Genomic DNA, 11,639 nt, shown 5'->3' with positions numbered 1-11,639 from the left:
GCACGGGAAGATTGGAGGAACCATGGCACGCGCAGCCGAATGCGCCGCGCCCGAGGGAAGCCAGGACCGCGACGAATGGATGACGGTGATCGAGATGCAGGAGTACATGAGGGCGAGCAGAAACAAGGCGTACGACCTCATCTGGTCGGGAGAGATCGACTCGTACAGGCTCGGAAGGAAGCTCCTGGTTTCGAGGGCGTCCGTGGACGCCTACATCGAATCGAGGAGCGGCAGGAAATGACGGCGGCGACCGCCCCGGGAGCCGCCCGCGGCCGGGCACGCGAGGGAGCCTCGAGACGAAAGGAGCTCGAGGACGACCATGACCAAGAGCACTAGCAGGAGCCAGGTGAGGCTCATCGCATCGACCAACGCGATATTCGGCGCCGACGAGGCGTGCGCGATGCTGCGCATCAGCCGCGACGCCATGTACCGGCTCGCAAAAGACCCCGACGACCCGTTCCCAATCCGCTACATCGGCGGCAAGACGCGCGACGGCATCGTGCTGCACGACGAGCTCGTCGCATGGGTCGAGCGCAACAGCGTCGTCGGCTCGCCCAGAAGGGGCTAGCGCCGATGGCGGCCGCAGGCCCGAGGGGGCGCGACGGCCCCTCCCCGCGCGAGTTCACGACGGTACGGCACTTCATGATGGCGGACCTGGGCCTCTCCGGCCTTCCCCTGCTCGTCTACGCGCGCATCTTCGGCTTCTGCGATGCCGGGTGCGGCTACTTCGAGAGCAAGGGCGGCCTGGCCCGGTTCCTCAACGTGCAGGAGCGCAGCGCATACCGCGCCATCCGCGACCTGCTCGAGCAGGGCCTCATCGAGGAATGCGGCGTGCACGCCCCGGCGCGCGGGCACGCAACCAAGCGGTACCGCATCGTGCGCGAGAGGCTGCCGCCCGGAGCGCTGGCAACCCCTGACGATTCGTCAGGGTTCCCGGCGCGAAAGGGTGACGAGATGACAGGGTTCACCGCGAACAAGGATGACGAACCGTCAGGGTTCGCAGCCCGAACCCCTGACGAGATGACAGGGAAACCCCTGACGATATGCCACCCAATAAGCAAAAGGGACAACAAGGACTTCAGAAGATAAGGAAGGGGCGCCCGATGGACCGAGCGGGACTCATCACCCTGGAGCAGGCCCGTGCGGCCGGGCTCTCCTTCGACGAGCCGGAGCCGAGGGCGTGCCCGCACTGCGGCGCCGCCCTCGAGCCGCTCGGCGCGGCGCTAGCAGGCAGGGTCGCCTGGGTCTCCGCCGCCCCCTGCCCGTGCGAGGGCGCGGTCAGCGAGCGGGAGGCCGAGGCGCGAAGGCGCGCCAACCTCGCCGCCAAGGAGGAGGAGGCCCGCCGGGAGAAGGTGCTCGCGCGCGCGGGCATCCCCAGGCGCTACTGGGCCGCCGAGGCAGACCGCCCCGAGTTCGCCGAGTACATCGCCTCGTTCGCGGGCAACGGTGGCGCCGGGCTCTACATACACGGGGGCGTCGGTGCCGGCAAGACGCACGCCGCCTCCGCCATGGCCAGGCTGTTCGCCGAGGCGGGCTACGAGGTCGCCTTCACGACCGCCAAGGGCATGCTCGAGCGCGTGAAGGCGACGTTCGACGAGGGCGGCACCGAGGCCGCCGTCGCGCGGTACGCCAAGTGCGACGTCCTCGTGCTCGACGACCTCGGCAAGGAGGACGCGACCGAATGGTCCGTCGGCACCGTGTTCAGCGTGCTCGATGCGCGCTACGAGGACATGCGCCCGACCATCGTCACGTCGAACTACGCGCCCGGCGCGCTGGCGGACAGGCTCGCGAGGCGCGGCGAGCGCGTCACGGCAGAGGCCATCGCGAGCAGGATCTCCCAGACCTGCAGGCCCGTCTACCTGGGCGGAAGGGACAGGCGCCGGCGCGGCTGACCTGTGCGCTTCCCGTGGAGGCGCGGACGGCTCGACCCAGCTCGACCCATCGCGGGCGGCCCCGCCCTCCGACGCAATTGAAATCGCTATACACGTCTTGGGCGGCGCCGACGCGCCAGCACGCACGTCTGCTCCGACTCGCACCGTGCCCCCATCGCGAGGACGCCGCCCGCCAAGCAACAAACGAAAGGCGGAGGGCCCATGGACGGCTTCGAGAGGATAACCGGCCGCGAGCACGACGGGCTCGTGGAGAAGTGCCAGGAGAACGGCTGGCTCAAGGTCGGCGGCTTCGACTGGCAGGACGACCCGTTCCTCGAGGAGTACCCCTACGAGTTCTCCCGCACGGACAGCGTCGACAGGCTCCGCGAGGCGCTGGGCTCGGGCAACTGGGCCATACGCCAGGGGTTCTGCTACCGCGACCTCGCGTTCATCCAGCAGGTGAACGGCGGCGACGAGTGGTGGACGCTCAAGCGCGACGGCGACGCGTGGACCGGCTTCGAGAGCTGGAGCTTCGGCGCCATCGCCCAGGAGCCCGAGCGGTTCGAGCGCGCCATGCGCGACATGTGCGAGGCGACGCCGGAGCAGTGCCGCAGCGGCGAGTGGGCCCATCTGCACGAGAAGTCTCCCGAGCCGCTGGCGCAGCGCGCCGCGTCCGCCCGCGAGGCGAGCCGCGCGCACGCCGGGCAGGAAGCCCGCGCCCCAATGGCGCGCGAGAGGGCCGTCGGGGCCGAATAGGGACGACCGGGGCGCGAAGGCGCCCCTTTTTCATCTCGACTGGAAGGGAGGCGCGGGATGGCGAGCGACTACGGGGACGAGGCGGGCGGCAAGCTGCTCGACTGGATGCTGAGGATCGGCCAGGAGGCCGGCGCCGAGGCAATGGCGCGCAGCGCGAGGGAGCTCTCCGAGCGCCTCGCGGGAATCCGCGGGACCATCGCCGGCGGGCGCGCCGAGGCCATCGCGGCCGACGGCGTGCCGACCTACGCGAAGCTCAGCCTCGAGGAGCTCTCTGGGCTTCCCGAGTACGCGACGATCAAGGAGGTCGTCTCCGACAAGCTGCGCGCCGCGTCGGTCGAGCACCACATCATCCCCGGCGAGGGCCGCGACTGGCTGCTCTTCAAGGTGGAGGACGCCCCCGAGGTCGACGAGGCCTTCCGCCAGCTGGAGCAAGAGACGGGCAAGGCCGCTGACCGCGCGAGGGAGCGGCTAGCCGAGATCGCCGAGAGGCGCCAGGAGCCCGAGCGGCTGGCGGAGCGCGCGGAGCGTGCGCGCGAGGCGTCGAGGGCCCACAGCCAGGACATCGGCCGGGACCGCGGCCCGCGCCAGATCGAGGGGCCCGAGAGATGAGGTGGCAGGCGGCGGCCGCGCTGGCCGCAGCCGCGTTCGCCATGGGAGACGCAGCGGCCGCGGCAATAGCGGCGTCGGGCGCGAACCCGATCCTCGACCCGGAGGCCGCCATGGCGGCGATCCCGGCAGCGCTCCGCGCGGGACACGTCTTCTCCGCGGAGGCGCTTCCCCTGTGCGCCGGGACCGCCTGCGCGTGCGGCGCACTTTTCGCCTGGGCCCGCTCACTGGGGACCAAGGGGGCCCGGCGCGACGGCGAGGAGCACGGTAGCTCCAGGTGGGCCACGCGCAAGGACATCGCGCCCTTCGGCGACCCCAAGGACCCCGACAACAACATCATCCTCACCGACAACGCGCGCATCCGCCTCGTGAGCCGCAGGTTCGACCTCTCCACCGACACCAACGACAACGTGCTCGTGGTTGGAGGACCCGGCACCGGCAAGACGCGCTACTACGTCAAGCCGAACCTCCTGCAGGCCAACGCCAGCTTCTTCGTGACCGACCCGAAGGGCACGCTCATCCGCGAGATGGGCGGCGCGCTGGCGGAGCTCGGCTACGAGATCCGCGCGTTCGACACCATCGACTTCACGCGCTCCATGCGCTTCAACCCCATAGCCTACATAAGCGACGAGGCGGGAGTCATCCGCTTCGCCCGCGGCATCGTCGCCAACACCGAGGGCGAGGCCGACCACAAGGGCGACCCCTACTGGGAGAAGGCCGAGCGCCTGGTCTACACCGCGCTCACGGCCTACCTCGTCATGCACTGCGAGCCCGCCGACCGGAACCTCGACGGGCTGCTCACGCTGCTCTCGCTCGCCGACGCCCGCGACGACCCGGGCTACATGAGCCCGCTCGACATGGTGTTCCGCGAGCTGGAGACCGGCGAGCGCTACGTCAGGCGCGGCGGCGCCTCGGCGGAGGGCGGTTCGCTGCGCGGCTTCGCCGAGGAGGACGGCGCGTGGGAGTGGGTCAAGGTCCGCGAGCCCGCGCCCCCCGACGACTTCGCGCTCGCGAGCTACCGCGAGTTCCGCGTGGCCGCCGGCGACACCATGAAGTCGATGCTCTCGAGCTGCAACGTCCGCCTGAAGCCGCTTTCCATCCGCGCCGTGCGCGACCTCACCTCCAAAGACGAGCTCGACCTCGCCCACATGGGCGACGAGGGCGCGAAGGTCGCGCTCTTCGCGTCTATGAGCGACACCGACTCGACCTTCGACTTCCTGTTCGCCCTGCTCATGGACACAGCCGTGAGCGCGCTTTGCGCCGAGGCGCTCGAGGCGCACGGCGGCTCGCTGCCCACGACGGTGCACTTCGTCTTCGACGAGTTCGCCAACATCGGGCGCATACCAGACTTCGAGCGGACCATCGCCGTCACCCGCAGCAGGAACATCGCCGTCTCGATGATCGTCCAGTCGCTCTCGCAGCTGAAGGAGACCTACGGCGACAACAACGCCGAGACCATCGTGAACGCCTGCGACACGCTGCTCTACCTGGGCGGCAAGGCGAACGAGACCAACGAGGAGATCAGCAAGATGGCCGGCAAGCAGACGGTGGCGAGCGAGACGCAGAGCGACTCGCGGGGCGCCGGCTGGACCCGGACCGTGAACCGCGGCATCTCCGAGCGCGACCTCATACAGCCCGCCGAGGTGGCGCGCATGCCGCGCGAGGACGCGCTCGTGCTCGTGAACGGGTGCATGCCGCTCATGGACCGGAAGTACCGGCTCGAGCGCCACCCGCGCTCGAGCCTGCTCGAGGAGGCCGCGCGCCGCGGCCCGTTTGACTTCGCGGAGTACCGCAGGCGGAAGGACGGCGCCTCGTGACGGGGCCGCGACGACGCGGGCCTCCCCCGCCGCGGGGGAGGAACAGCAAGGAACATCGTCAACCGAAAGCAAAGGAGAACAGCATGCTCGCAAACGTCATCAAGCTCGTGTCGGGCTGCGTGACCTTCCTCGGCGGCTTCCTGGTCGTGTGGGGAGCGGTCTCGCTCGGCCTGGCCATCAGGGAGCAGCAGGGCGGCCCGCAGATCGCGACCGCCATTTCCACCATCGCCGGCGGCGCGATCATCATCGCCGCGTCGGTCTACTTCGGGCAGCTGGACACGTCCTGGCTGCCGGCATAGGGGGCGTCGCGGATGGCGCTCCGGATACCGGTGCAGAAGGACATCGGCGAGTACGAGGAGAAGATCGTCGGGAAGATGAGCCTGCGCACGCTCGCATGCGTGTCGCTCGGCTTCGGCAGCGCGGTCGGGGCGGCGGCCTTCGTCCACCTGGGCCTGCACGCCGACGTCGCGGACGCGGCCTTCCCGATCATGCTCTGCAGCATGCCGTTCTGGCTCGCCGGGTTCTGGCGGCCCTTCGGCATGCGCGCCGAGGAGCTGCTGCCGCTTTTGGCGGCACACGAGCTCTCCCCGCAGCTGCTCGCGTACGAGCCCTGCCTCGCCGGGAGCCTCCCCGAGGGCTCGCCGCGCCCGGGCCGCCCGGGACGTCGCGCGAGGCGCAGGGCAAGGAAGAAAGGAGCCGAGCTCTATGAGCCGAGCAAGAAGCAACAAGGAGAATAGGCCGAAGCGCCCGAGCACCCTCGGGCTGCTCCTCGGCGGCACGGGCGGGCGCAAGGACGCCTCGAAGGGCGCGGAGGCCGAGCGGCAGAGGCGCCGCCGGGAGCGCGACCGCTCGCGCGAGATGGCCGCCTACGTCGGCTACGACGCCATGTACAGGGACGGCATCGCCCAGGTGATGCCCGGGGTGTTCAGCCAGACGGTCGAGTTCTCCGACATCAGCTACCAGTCCGCGCGCAAGGAGGCGCGCGAGACGGCCTTCACCGTGATGAGCTCGCTGTTCAACTACTTCCCGGCGGACTCCCACGTGCAGCTCCAGGTAGTGAACGCGCCCATCCCCGCCGACGAGGTCGGCCGCAAGGTCTTCTTCGAGCCCGGGGAGCGCGCCACCGCCGGGCTCGCCGAAGAGTACAACCGGATCCTCAACGACAAGATGCGCGAGGGCGTCTCGAACCTCGTGCGCCACCGCTACCTGACCTACGCCGTGGGCGCCGACGACGTCGACGCCGCGGTGCCCAAGCTCGCGCGCATCCGGGGCGACGTGGAGCAGACGCTCGCGCGCATACGCTGCTCGTCGCGCGCCCTCGACGGCGTCGAGAGGCTCGAGCTTTTGCAGGGGCAGCTGCGCCCGGGGTCGCGCTTCGAGTTCTCCTGGGACAAATTGTCCCCGACGTCGGGAGCGCGCACGAAGGACTTCGTCATGCCCTCCACGCTCGACTTCAAGCCCGAGGGCAGGTCCGACTGCTTCCGCAGCGACGGGCGCTACGGCGCGGTGCTCGCGGTGCGCAGCTTCGGGTCGGTCATCGAGGAGACCTACCTCGCCTCCATCATCGACCTGCCGCTGCCGCTCAACGTGACGCTGCACGTGCAGCCCATCGCGCAGAGCGAGGCGCTCGCGCTCGTGAAGCGCCAGATCGACTGGATGGACAAGGAGATCATCGACGAGCAGATGAGCGCCGTGAAGAAGGGCTACGACTACCAGATCCTGCCGCCCGAGCTGCGCTTCTCGAAGGAGGAGGCCGAGGAGCTGCTCGACTTCCTGCGCAACAAGTCCGAGCGCCTGTTCGTCTACACGGGCCTCGTCTACACCTGGGCCGACAGCCTCGAGGAGCTCGACCGCCGCGTCCAGCAGGTGACGAGCGTCGCGCAGGGCTGCACGATCGGCCTCGAGCCGCTCCACTTCCGGCAGCGCCAGGCTCTCAACTCGGTGCTCCCGCTCGGGGACAACCACGTCACCGTGAGCCGCTACCTCACCACGGGGCAGGTGGCCATGCAGATGCCCTTCGCCAGCCAGAGCCTCGACGAGGCGGGCGGAGGCTACTACGGGCAGTCCAGGGAGAGCGGGAACCTGGTGCTGTGCGACCGCAAGCGCCTGGCGAGCCCCATGGGCTTCGTGTGCGGCAAGCCCGGATCGGGCAAGAGCTTCTCGGTGAAGCGCGAGATAACCAACACCGTGCTCGCGCACCCCGAGGACGAGGTCGTGATCTTCGACCCGGCCGGCGAGTACGGCAACCTCGTCGGCGCGCTCGGCGGCGCGAACGTCGAGCTCGCCCCGGGATGCTCGGCGGTGCTCAACCCCCTCGACACCGCCGACGTCGCGGACCGCGCCGACGCCGCCAAGCTCGCGTACAAGACCGACGCGGTGCTCGCGCTCTCGAGCGCGCTCATGGCCGAGGGCCGCGAGGGCCTGCCGGAGCGCGACCGCTCGATCATCGCCCGCTGCGTCGGCGAGGCGTACCGGGAGTGCGCGAGGGACGGCCGCCTGCCCACGCTCGGCGACTTCCACGCGGCGCTGCTCGCTCAGCCCGAGCCCGAGGCCGCCGACATCGCGCTGCGCTACGAGCGCTACGTGAAGGGCGCGTTCTCCTTCTTCAACGGCCAGAGCAACGTGGCGCTCGACAACCGCATCACCAACATCGACATGCACGGCCTCGGCCAGAACATGCGCGTGTTCGGCATGATCACGGCGCTCGAGATGGTGCGCAACCGCGTGATGGTAACGCCGCCGCGCCCCAACTACACCTGGCTCTACATCGACGAGGTGCAGAGCCTCTTCGCGCACCCGACGGTGGTCGAGTACTTCGCCCGCCTGTGGCGCGAGGGGCGCAAGTTCGGCCTCATCTGCACCGGCATCAGCCAGAACACGAGCCACATGCTGGCCAACGCCGAGGCCCGCGACATGGTGCTCAACTCCGAGTTCTTCCTGCTGCACAAGCAGTCCACCGCCGACCTCGACGCATGGGCGGAGATGCTCCAGCTCTCCGCCACGGAGCGCGGCTACATCGGCGACGCCGTCAAGCCCGGCGAGGGCCTGCTCATCAGCGCCGGGATCCGCGTGCCCATCACCGACGACTTCCCGAAAGGCCCGCTCTACGACCTGTGGAACACCAAGCCCGCAGAGGTCGCCGAGCGCGAGATGCGCCGGGCGGCGCGAGAGGCGGAGGAATAGGAATGGCCGGCCCGAGCGAGGGCGGCGGGATGCTCGAGGTGGTCGGGGCGCAGCGCCGCGACGTGCTCACCGCGGGCGACGTCGCGGAGACCGAGCGCGACGCCCTGGGAAACGTCTCGGAGGGCGCCGGCCCGCTCGACGAGGCGGGAGGCCCCGCCGCAACGGCGAAGGGGCGCCCTTCCAGGCCCGACGCGCCGGAAGGCGGGCTCGGGGACAAATTGTCCCAACCAGCCGGCGACCGGCGCGCGGCGGCCGCGATGCGCTCGCGCGTCGATGCGGCGAAGCTGGCGATCGCCCGGGAGGCCGTCTCCCAGCTCGACGACTCGGAGGAGCTCGAGGGCGCCTCGGGCATGTACGACGCGGGGCGTGCGGCCAAGAAGGCCGCGGGAAGGCTGCGGCAGAGGAAGGCGAAGAAAGCAGCCCAAGGCAGCCGCAAGGCGGCAACCGCGCTCGGCGCCCCAAAGGGAGGCGCGCGCGGCCCCGAGGCAGCCGGCGCGACCGCCCCGGCCAAGCACCAGGCGGCCCAGGCGGCCGCGCAGGCGTCGGGCGAGGCGGCCCGAGCCGCGGGGTCGAAGGGCGCCGCCTCCGCGATCGCGGGCGCGGTCTCGGGCGCAGCGCCCGCCCTGCTCGGGGCGGTGGCCGGCATCGTGGCCTTCGTCGCCTGCGCGCTCGCCGTCGCGCAGCTGCTGAGCGCGCTGTTCGGCTTCTGGGACGACGCGGCCTCCAAGCAGGGCCTCGAGGGGCTGCCGCCCTACATCACCTACGAGATGGTCGAGGCGGCGCTCGAGTGCCAGGAGGAGTACGGGCACCCGGCGGGCTGCACCATCGCGCAGATCATCCAGGAGTCCGGCCAGGGCGACCGCATGAGCCAGCTCGCAGAGCGCGACCACAACCTCTTCGGCATGAAGTGGTGGTCGGGCTACGCGGGCTGCCCCGAGGTGGCCGGCAAGGCGAACTGGGCCACCAGCGAGGAGTACGTGCCCGGCGAGCACACCCAGATCACGGCGAGCTTCATCCGCTTCACCGGCGACGCCGAGTGCATCCGCTTCCGCAGCAGGGTCTTCCTGCAGGCGGAGCGCTACTCGGGCAACGCCCTCATCCGGGAGGCGATCGAGAGGCACGACTCGGACAGGATGGCCGAGGGGCTCAAGGACGCCGGCTGGGCGACCGACTCGTCCTACGTCGAGTCCCTGAAGTCGATCATGGCGCAATGGGGCCTCTACCGGCTCGACTCCATGACGGTCGAGGACCTGAAGTACCCGGCCGCGAACGGGAACGCGATCGTCGAGGCGGCGTACAGCCAGCTCGGCGTGCCCTACGTGTGGGGAGGCTCGACCCCCGGCAAGGCGCTCGACTGCAGCGGGCTCACGCAGTACTGCTACGCGCAGGCGGGCATCCGCATAAGCCACTACACGGGTTCCCAGTACGAGGAGCTCAGGCGCATACCGCTCTCGGAGGCGAAGCCCGGCGACATCCTCTACCGCTCGGGCCACGTGGCCATCTACATCGGCGACGACAGGTACATACACGAGCCGCGAACGGGCGACGTGTGCCGCATAGCGAGCGGCATCGGCAGCTTCAGCTGCGCGCTCACCGCGAGATAGGAGAAACCAATGCAGGGAAAGTCAAGGGTCATGGCCGCCGTCGCGGCAGGCGCGCTCACCGTGGCGCTCGGCGCGGGCGCGGCGCGCTGCGCCATCGCCCCGCAGGAAGGCGCGCAGGATAGTCCCCAGGAGCAAGAGCAGCCCGCGGCTGCAGGCGCCGACGCGGCAACCGGGAAGGCCGCCTCGGGCGCCGAGGCGCTCTGGAACACCGCATGGACGGGCGCCGACGACCCGACAGCCACGCTGCGGATCGTCGAGGGCGCCATGGTGGAGAGCGCGGGCGGCACCGAGCGCGCCTGGTTCTTCTCGGCCGAGGAGCCCTCCGAGGCCGGCGGCGTGCTCAGCGTGCCCATCGAGGTCAAGGGAACCGGCGACAAGGCGGGAGGGCTCTCGCTCATCCAGGTCTCGGGCGACGGGGACGCCCGCACCCTGGCATGCGACCTCCTGACGCAGGCCTACGCGCTCCAGAAGGCGCAAGACGGAGCGTTCTCCGTGACCGGCACCGACGACCGCCTCTCCGAGGCGCTGGGCGCGGATGCCGCCGCCATCGAGGAGGCCGTCGCCGGGAAGGCGGCGGAGGTGTCCCCGCAGGCGGCGGGAGCCACCTGGGACAAGGAGGTGTGGCTCGACTACGCCGGGAACGTCGCGTCGACGACCTTCACGCTCGACGACCCCGCCTCGACGGTGGTCACCGTGGTCTCGCGCGGCGGCTCGCTGGAGGCGATGTAGCCGTGCGGGCGCTCAAGGCGCAGCGCCGCAGGGCGTTCGCCATCTCCGCCGCGGCGGCGTTCGCCCTCTGCGCGCTCCTGCTCGTCCCCGCGCAGCCGGCATACGCCGACATAGCCGGGGACGTCAACGATTGGCTGTGCGGCCTCCTGCGAGACTGCTGCAACTGGATGTTCAAGGCTCAGACGGGCGTGCTCGGGTCGATCGGCGCGAACGGGATCCTCTCGGCCGACTTCGCGCACATGCTCACGAGCTCGAGCGACCTGACCATGCACGACGTCGCCCGGGGCGTATGGCAGGTTGCCATCCTGCCGATCGGGTGCGGGGTGCTCGGCCTGGTCTTCACCCTGAAGCTCATCGAGATCTCCCAGCGCATGGACGGCAGCCAGAGCCTTCCCGGCGTCAAGGAGGTCGTTTTCCTCCTCGTGTTCTTCGCCGTGTTCCTGTTCCTCATACAGAACAGCTTCGACCTGATGGCGTCGATCTACGAGGTCTGCGGGCTCGCCATCGACCGAGTCGAGGCGCTCTTCGGCGCCGGAGGCGCGCTCGACCTGCCCGAGGCGTCCGTCGTCACCACCGACGACGACATCCCGTCGCTCATCGCCATGCTCGTCGTGAGCCTCATCAGCTGGGTCGTGGTGCTGGCGGCCTACGTCGTCGCCCTCGTGGTCTGCTGGGCCCGCGCGCTCCAGCTCTACATCATGGCCGCGTTCGCCCCGATCCCGCTGGCGTTCCTCGGCATGGACGCCACGCGCCAGATAGGCCTTGGCTACCTGAAGAGCTTCGGGGCGGTCTGCATCGCCGGCGTCATCATCCTCGTGCTGCTCATATCGTTCCCGCTCGTGCTCGGCGGGCTCACCGGGGCGAACCCCGGGACGGGCACCCCGGCCGACGCGGTCGCAAACGGGCTCACCTACGCGCTGCAGTACCTGGCCATGTGCGTGCTGCTCATCCTGGCCCTCGTGAAGAGCGGCTCCTGGGCGCGCGACATCGTGAGCGGCTTCTAGCGGAAAAGCGAGGAAGGGGGCGGTCGCCATGAGATAGGGGCACCGCGCCGGGGCACGCGTCCCGGCGGA

General features: G+C 70.3%; 13 protein-coding genes. All 13 read left to right on the top strand.

Going from position 1 to position 11,639, the window contains the following annotated elements; translation table 11 throughout:
- Positions 1–22: 22 nt before the first annotated feature.
- The 13 genes from EFB02_RS05235 (at position 23) to EFB02_RS05170 (ending at position 11,570) form a co-directional block, all read left to right on the top strand.
- Positions 23–241, top strand: a complete 219-nt coding sequence (locus tag EFB02_RS05235; protein ID WP_101677789.1) for a helix-turn-helix domain-containing protein — start codon at positions 23–25, stop codon at positions 239–241.
- A 78-nt stretch (positions 242–319) separates the two neighbouring features.
- The gene (locus tag EFB02_RS05225) at positions 320–568 is read left to right on the top strand and encodes a helix-turn-helix transcriptional regulator (RefSeq protein ID WP_071129839.1); all 249 of its coding nucleotides are present in this window, start codon (positions 320–322) and stop codon (positions 566–568) included.
- A 5-nt stretch (positions 569–573) separates the two neighbouring features.
- Positions 574–1,089, top strand: a complete 516-nt coding sequence (locus EFB02_RS05220) for a hypothetical protein (RefSeq protein ID WP_075279313.1) — start codon at positions 574–576, stop codon at positions 1,087–1,089.
- Positions 1,090–1,103: 14 nt separating this feature from the next.
- Positions 1,104–1,892, top strand: a complete 789-nt coding sequence (locus tag EFB02_RS05215) for an ATP-binding protein (RefSeq protein ID WP_075279312.1) — start codon at positions 1,104–1,106, stop codon at positions 1,890–1,892.
- 201 nt (positions 1,893–2,093) lie between these two features.
- Positions 2,094–2,627, top strand: coding sequence for a hypothetical protein (locus EFB02_RS05210; RefSeq protein WP_006234633.1), 534 nt, complete (start codon positions 2,094–2,096; stop codon positions 2,625–2,627).
- A 57-nt stretch (positions 2,628–2,684) separates the two neighbouring features.
- Positions 2,685–3,236 carry a hypothetical protein gene (locus EFB02_RS05205; protein WP_075279311.1) on the top strand — a complete coding sequence of 184 codons (552 nt, stop codon included), beginning with the start codon at positions 2,685–2,687 and terminating at the stop codon, positions 3,234–3,236.
- Positions 3,233–5,050 (top strand): VirD4-like conjugal transfer protein, CD1115 family, encoded by a 1,818-nt coding sequence (locus EFB02_RS05200; protein ID WP_075279310.1) that lies wholly within the window; start codon positions 3,233–3,235, stop codon positions 5,048–5,050. Before EFB02_RS05205 ends, EFB02_RS05200 begins: the two co-directional genes overlap by 4 nt.
- 83 nt (positions 5,051–5,133) lie before the next feature.
- Positions 5,134–5,349, top strand: a complete 216-nt coding sequence (locus tag EFB02_RS05195; protein ID WP_006234636.1) for a hypothetical protein — start codon at positions 5,134–5,136, stop codon at positions 5,347–5,349.
- Between the two features lie 12 nt (positions 5,350–5,361).
- The gene (locus EFB02_RS05190; RefSeq protein WP_073293314.1) at positions 5,362–5,787 is read left to right on the top strand and encodes a PrgI family protein; all 426 of its coding nucleotides are present in this window, start codon (positions 5,362–5,364) and stop codon (positions 5,785–5,787) included.
- Positions 5,756–8,233: a VirB4-like conjugal transfer ATPase, CD1110 family gene (locus EFB02_RS05185; protein ID WP_073293312.1), complete on the top strand. Its 2,478-nt coding sequence runs from the start codon at positions 5,756–5,758 to the stop codon at positions 8,231–8,233. The genes EFB02_RS05190 and EFB02_RS05185 overlap by 32 nt, the downstream gene beginning before the upstream one ends.
- Positions 8,234–8,235: 2 nt before the next feature.
- Positions 8,236–9,837 (top strand): NlpC/P60 family protein, encoded by a 1,602-nt coding sequence (locus EFB02_RS05180; protein ID WP_200831542.1) that lies wholly within the window; start codon positions 8,236–8,238, stop codon positions 9,835–9,837.
- Between the two features lie 30 nt (positions 9,838–9,867).
- On the top strand, positions 9,868–10,566 hold the full coding sequence (locus EFB02_RS08760; protein WP_200831541.1) for a hypothetical protein: 699 nt from the start codon (positions 9,868–9,870) through the stop codon (positions 10,564–10,566).
- A gap of 2 nt (positions 10,567–10,568) precedes the next feature.
- Positions 10,569–11,570: a VirB6/TrbL-like conjugal transfer protein, CD1112 family gene (locus EFB02_RS05170; protein WP_200831540.1), complete on the top strand. Its 1,002-nt coding sequence runs from the start codon at positions 10,569–10,571 to the stop codon at positions 11,568–11,570.
- The last annotated feature ends 69 nt before the right edge of the window (positions 11,571–11,639 follow it).

The sequence above is a fragment of the Varibaculum vaginae genome (assembly GCF_900604285.1).
GTDB lineage: Bacteria > Actinomycetota > Actinomycetes > Actinomycetales > Actinomycetaceae > Varibaculum > Varibaculum vaginae.
The sequence above is the reverse complement of the archived record's forward strand: the minus strand, read 5'-3'. Positions and strand labels throughout refer to the sequence as shown.

Excerpts from the sequence above, each read along its gene's own strand:
- EFB02_RS05200 (WP_075279310.1), top strand. The coding sequence starts at position 3,233 with ATGAGGTGGCAGGCGGCGGCCGCGCTGGCCGCAGCCGCGTTCGCCATG.
- EFB02_RS05190 (WP_073293314.1), top strand. The coding sequence starts at position 5,362 with ATGGCGCTCCGGATACCGGTGCAGAAGGACATCGGCGAGTACGAGGAG.
- EFB02_RS05180 (WP_200831542.1), top strand. The coding sequence starts at position 8,236 with ATGGCCGGCCCGAGCGAGGGCGGCGGGATGCTCGAGGTGGTCGGGGCG.
- EFB02_RS05210 (WP_006234633.1), top strand. The coding sequence starts at position 2,094 with ATGGACGGCTTCGAGAGGATAACCGGCCGCGAGCACGACGGGCTCGTG.
- EFB02_RS05225 (WP_071129839.1), top strand. The coding sequence starts at position 320 with ATGACCAAGAGCACTAGCAGGAGCCAGGTGAGGCTCATCGCATCGACC.
- EFB02_RS05235 (WP_101677789.1), top strand. The coding sequence starts at position 23 with ATGGCACGCGCAGCCGAATGCGCCGCGCCCGAGGGAAGCCAGGACCGC.
- EFB02_RS05185 (WP_073293312.1), top strand. The coding sequence starts at position 5,756 with ATGAGCCGAGCAAGAAGCAACAAGGAGAATAGGCCGAAGCGCCCGAGC.
- EFB02_RS08760 (WP_200831541.1), top strand. The coding sequence starts at position 9,868 with ATGGCCGCCGTCGCGGCAGGCGCGCTCACCGTGGCGCTCGGCGCGGGC.
- EFB02_RS05215 (WP_075279312.1), top strand. The coding sequence starts at position 1,104 with ATGGACCGAGCGGGACTCATCACCCTGGAGCAGGCCCGTGCGGCCGGG.
- EFB02_RS05195 (WP_006234636.1), top strand. The coding sequence starts at position 5,134 with ATGCTCGCAAACGTCATCAAGCTCGTGTCGGGCTGCGTGACCTTCCTC.
- EFB02_RS05220 (WP_075279313.1), top strand. The coding sequence starts at position 574 with ATGGCGGCCGCAGGCCCGAGGGGGCGCGACGGCCCCTCCCCGCGCGAG.
- EFB02_RS05205 (WP_075279311.1), top strand. The coding sequence starts at position 2,685 with ATGGCGAGCGACTACGGGGACGAGGCGGGCGGCAAGCTGCTCGACTGG.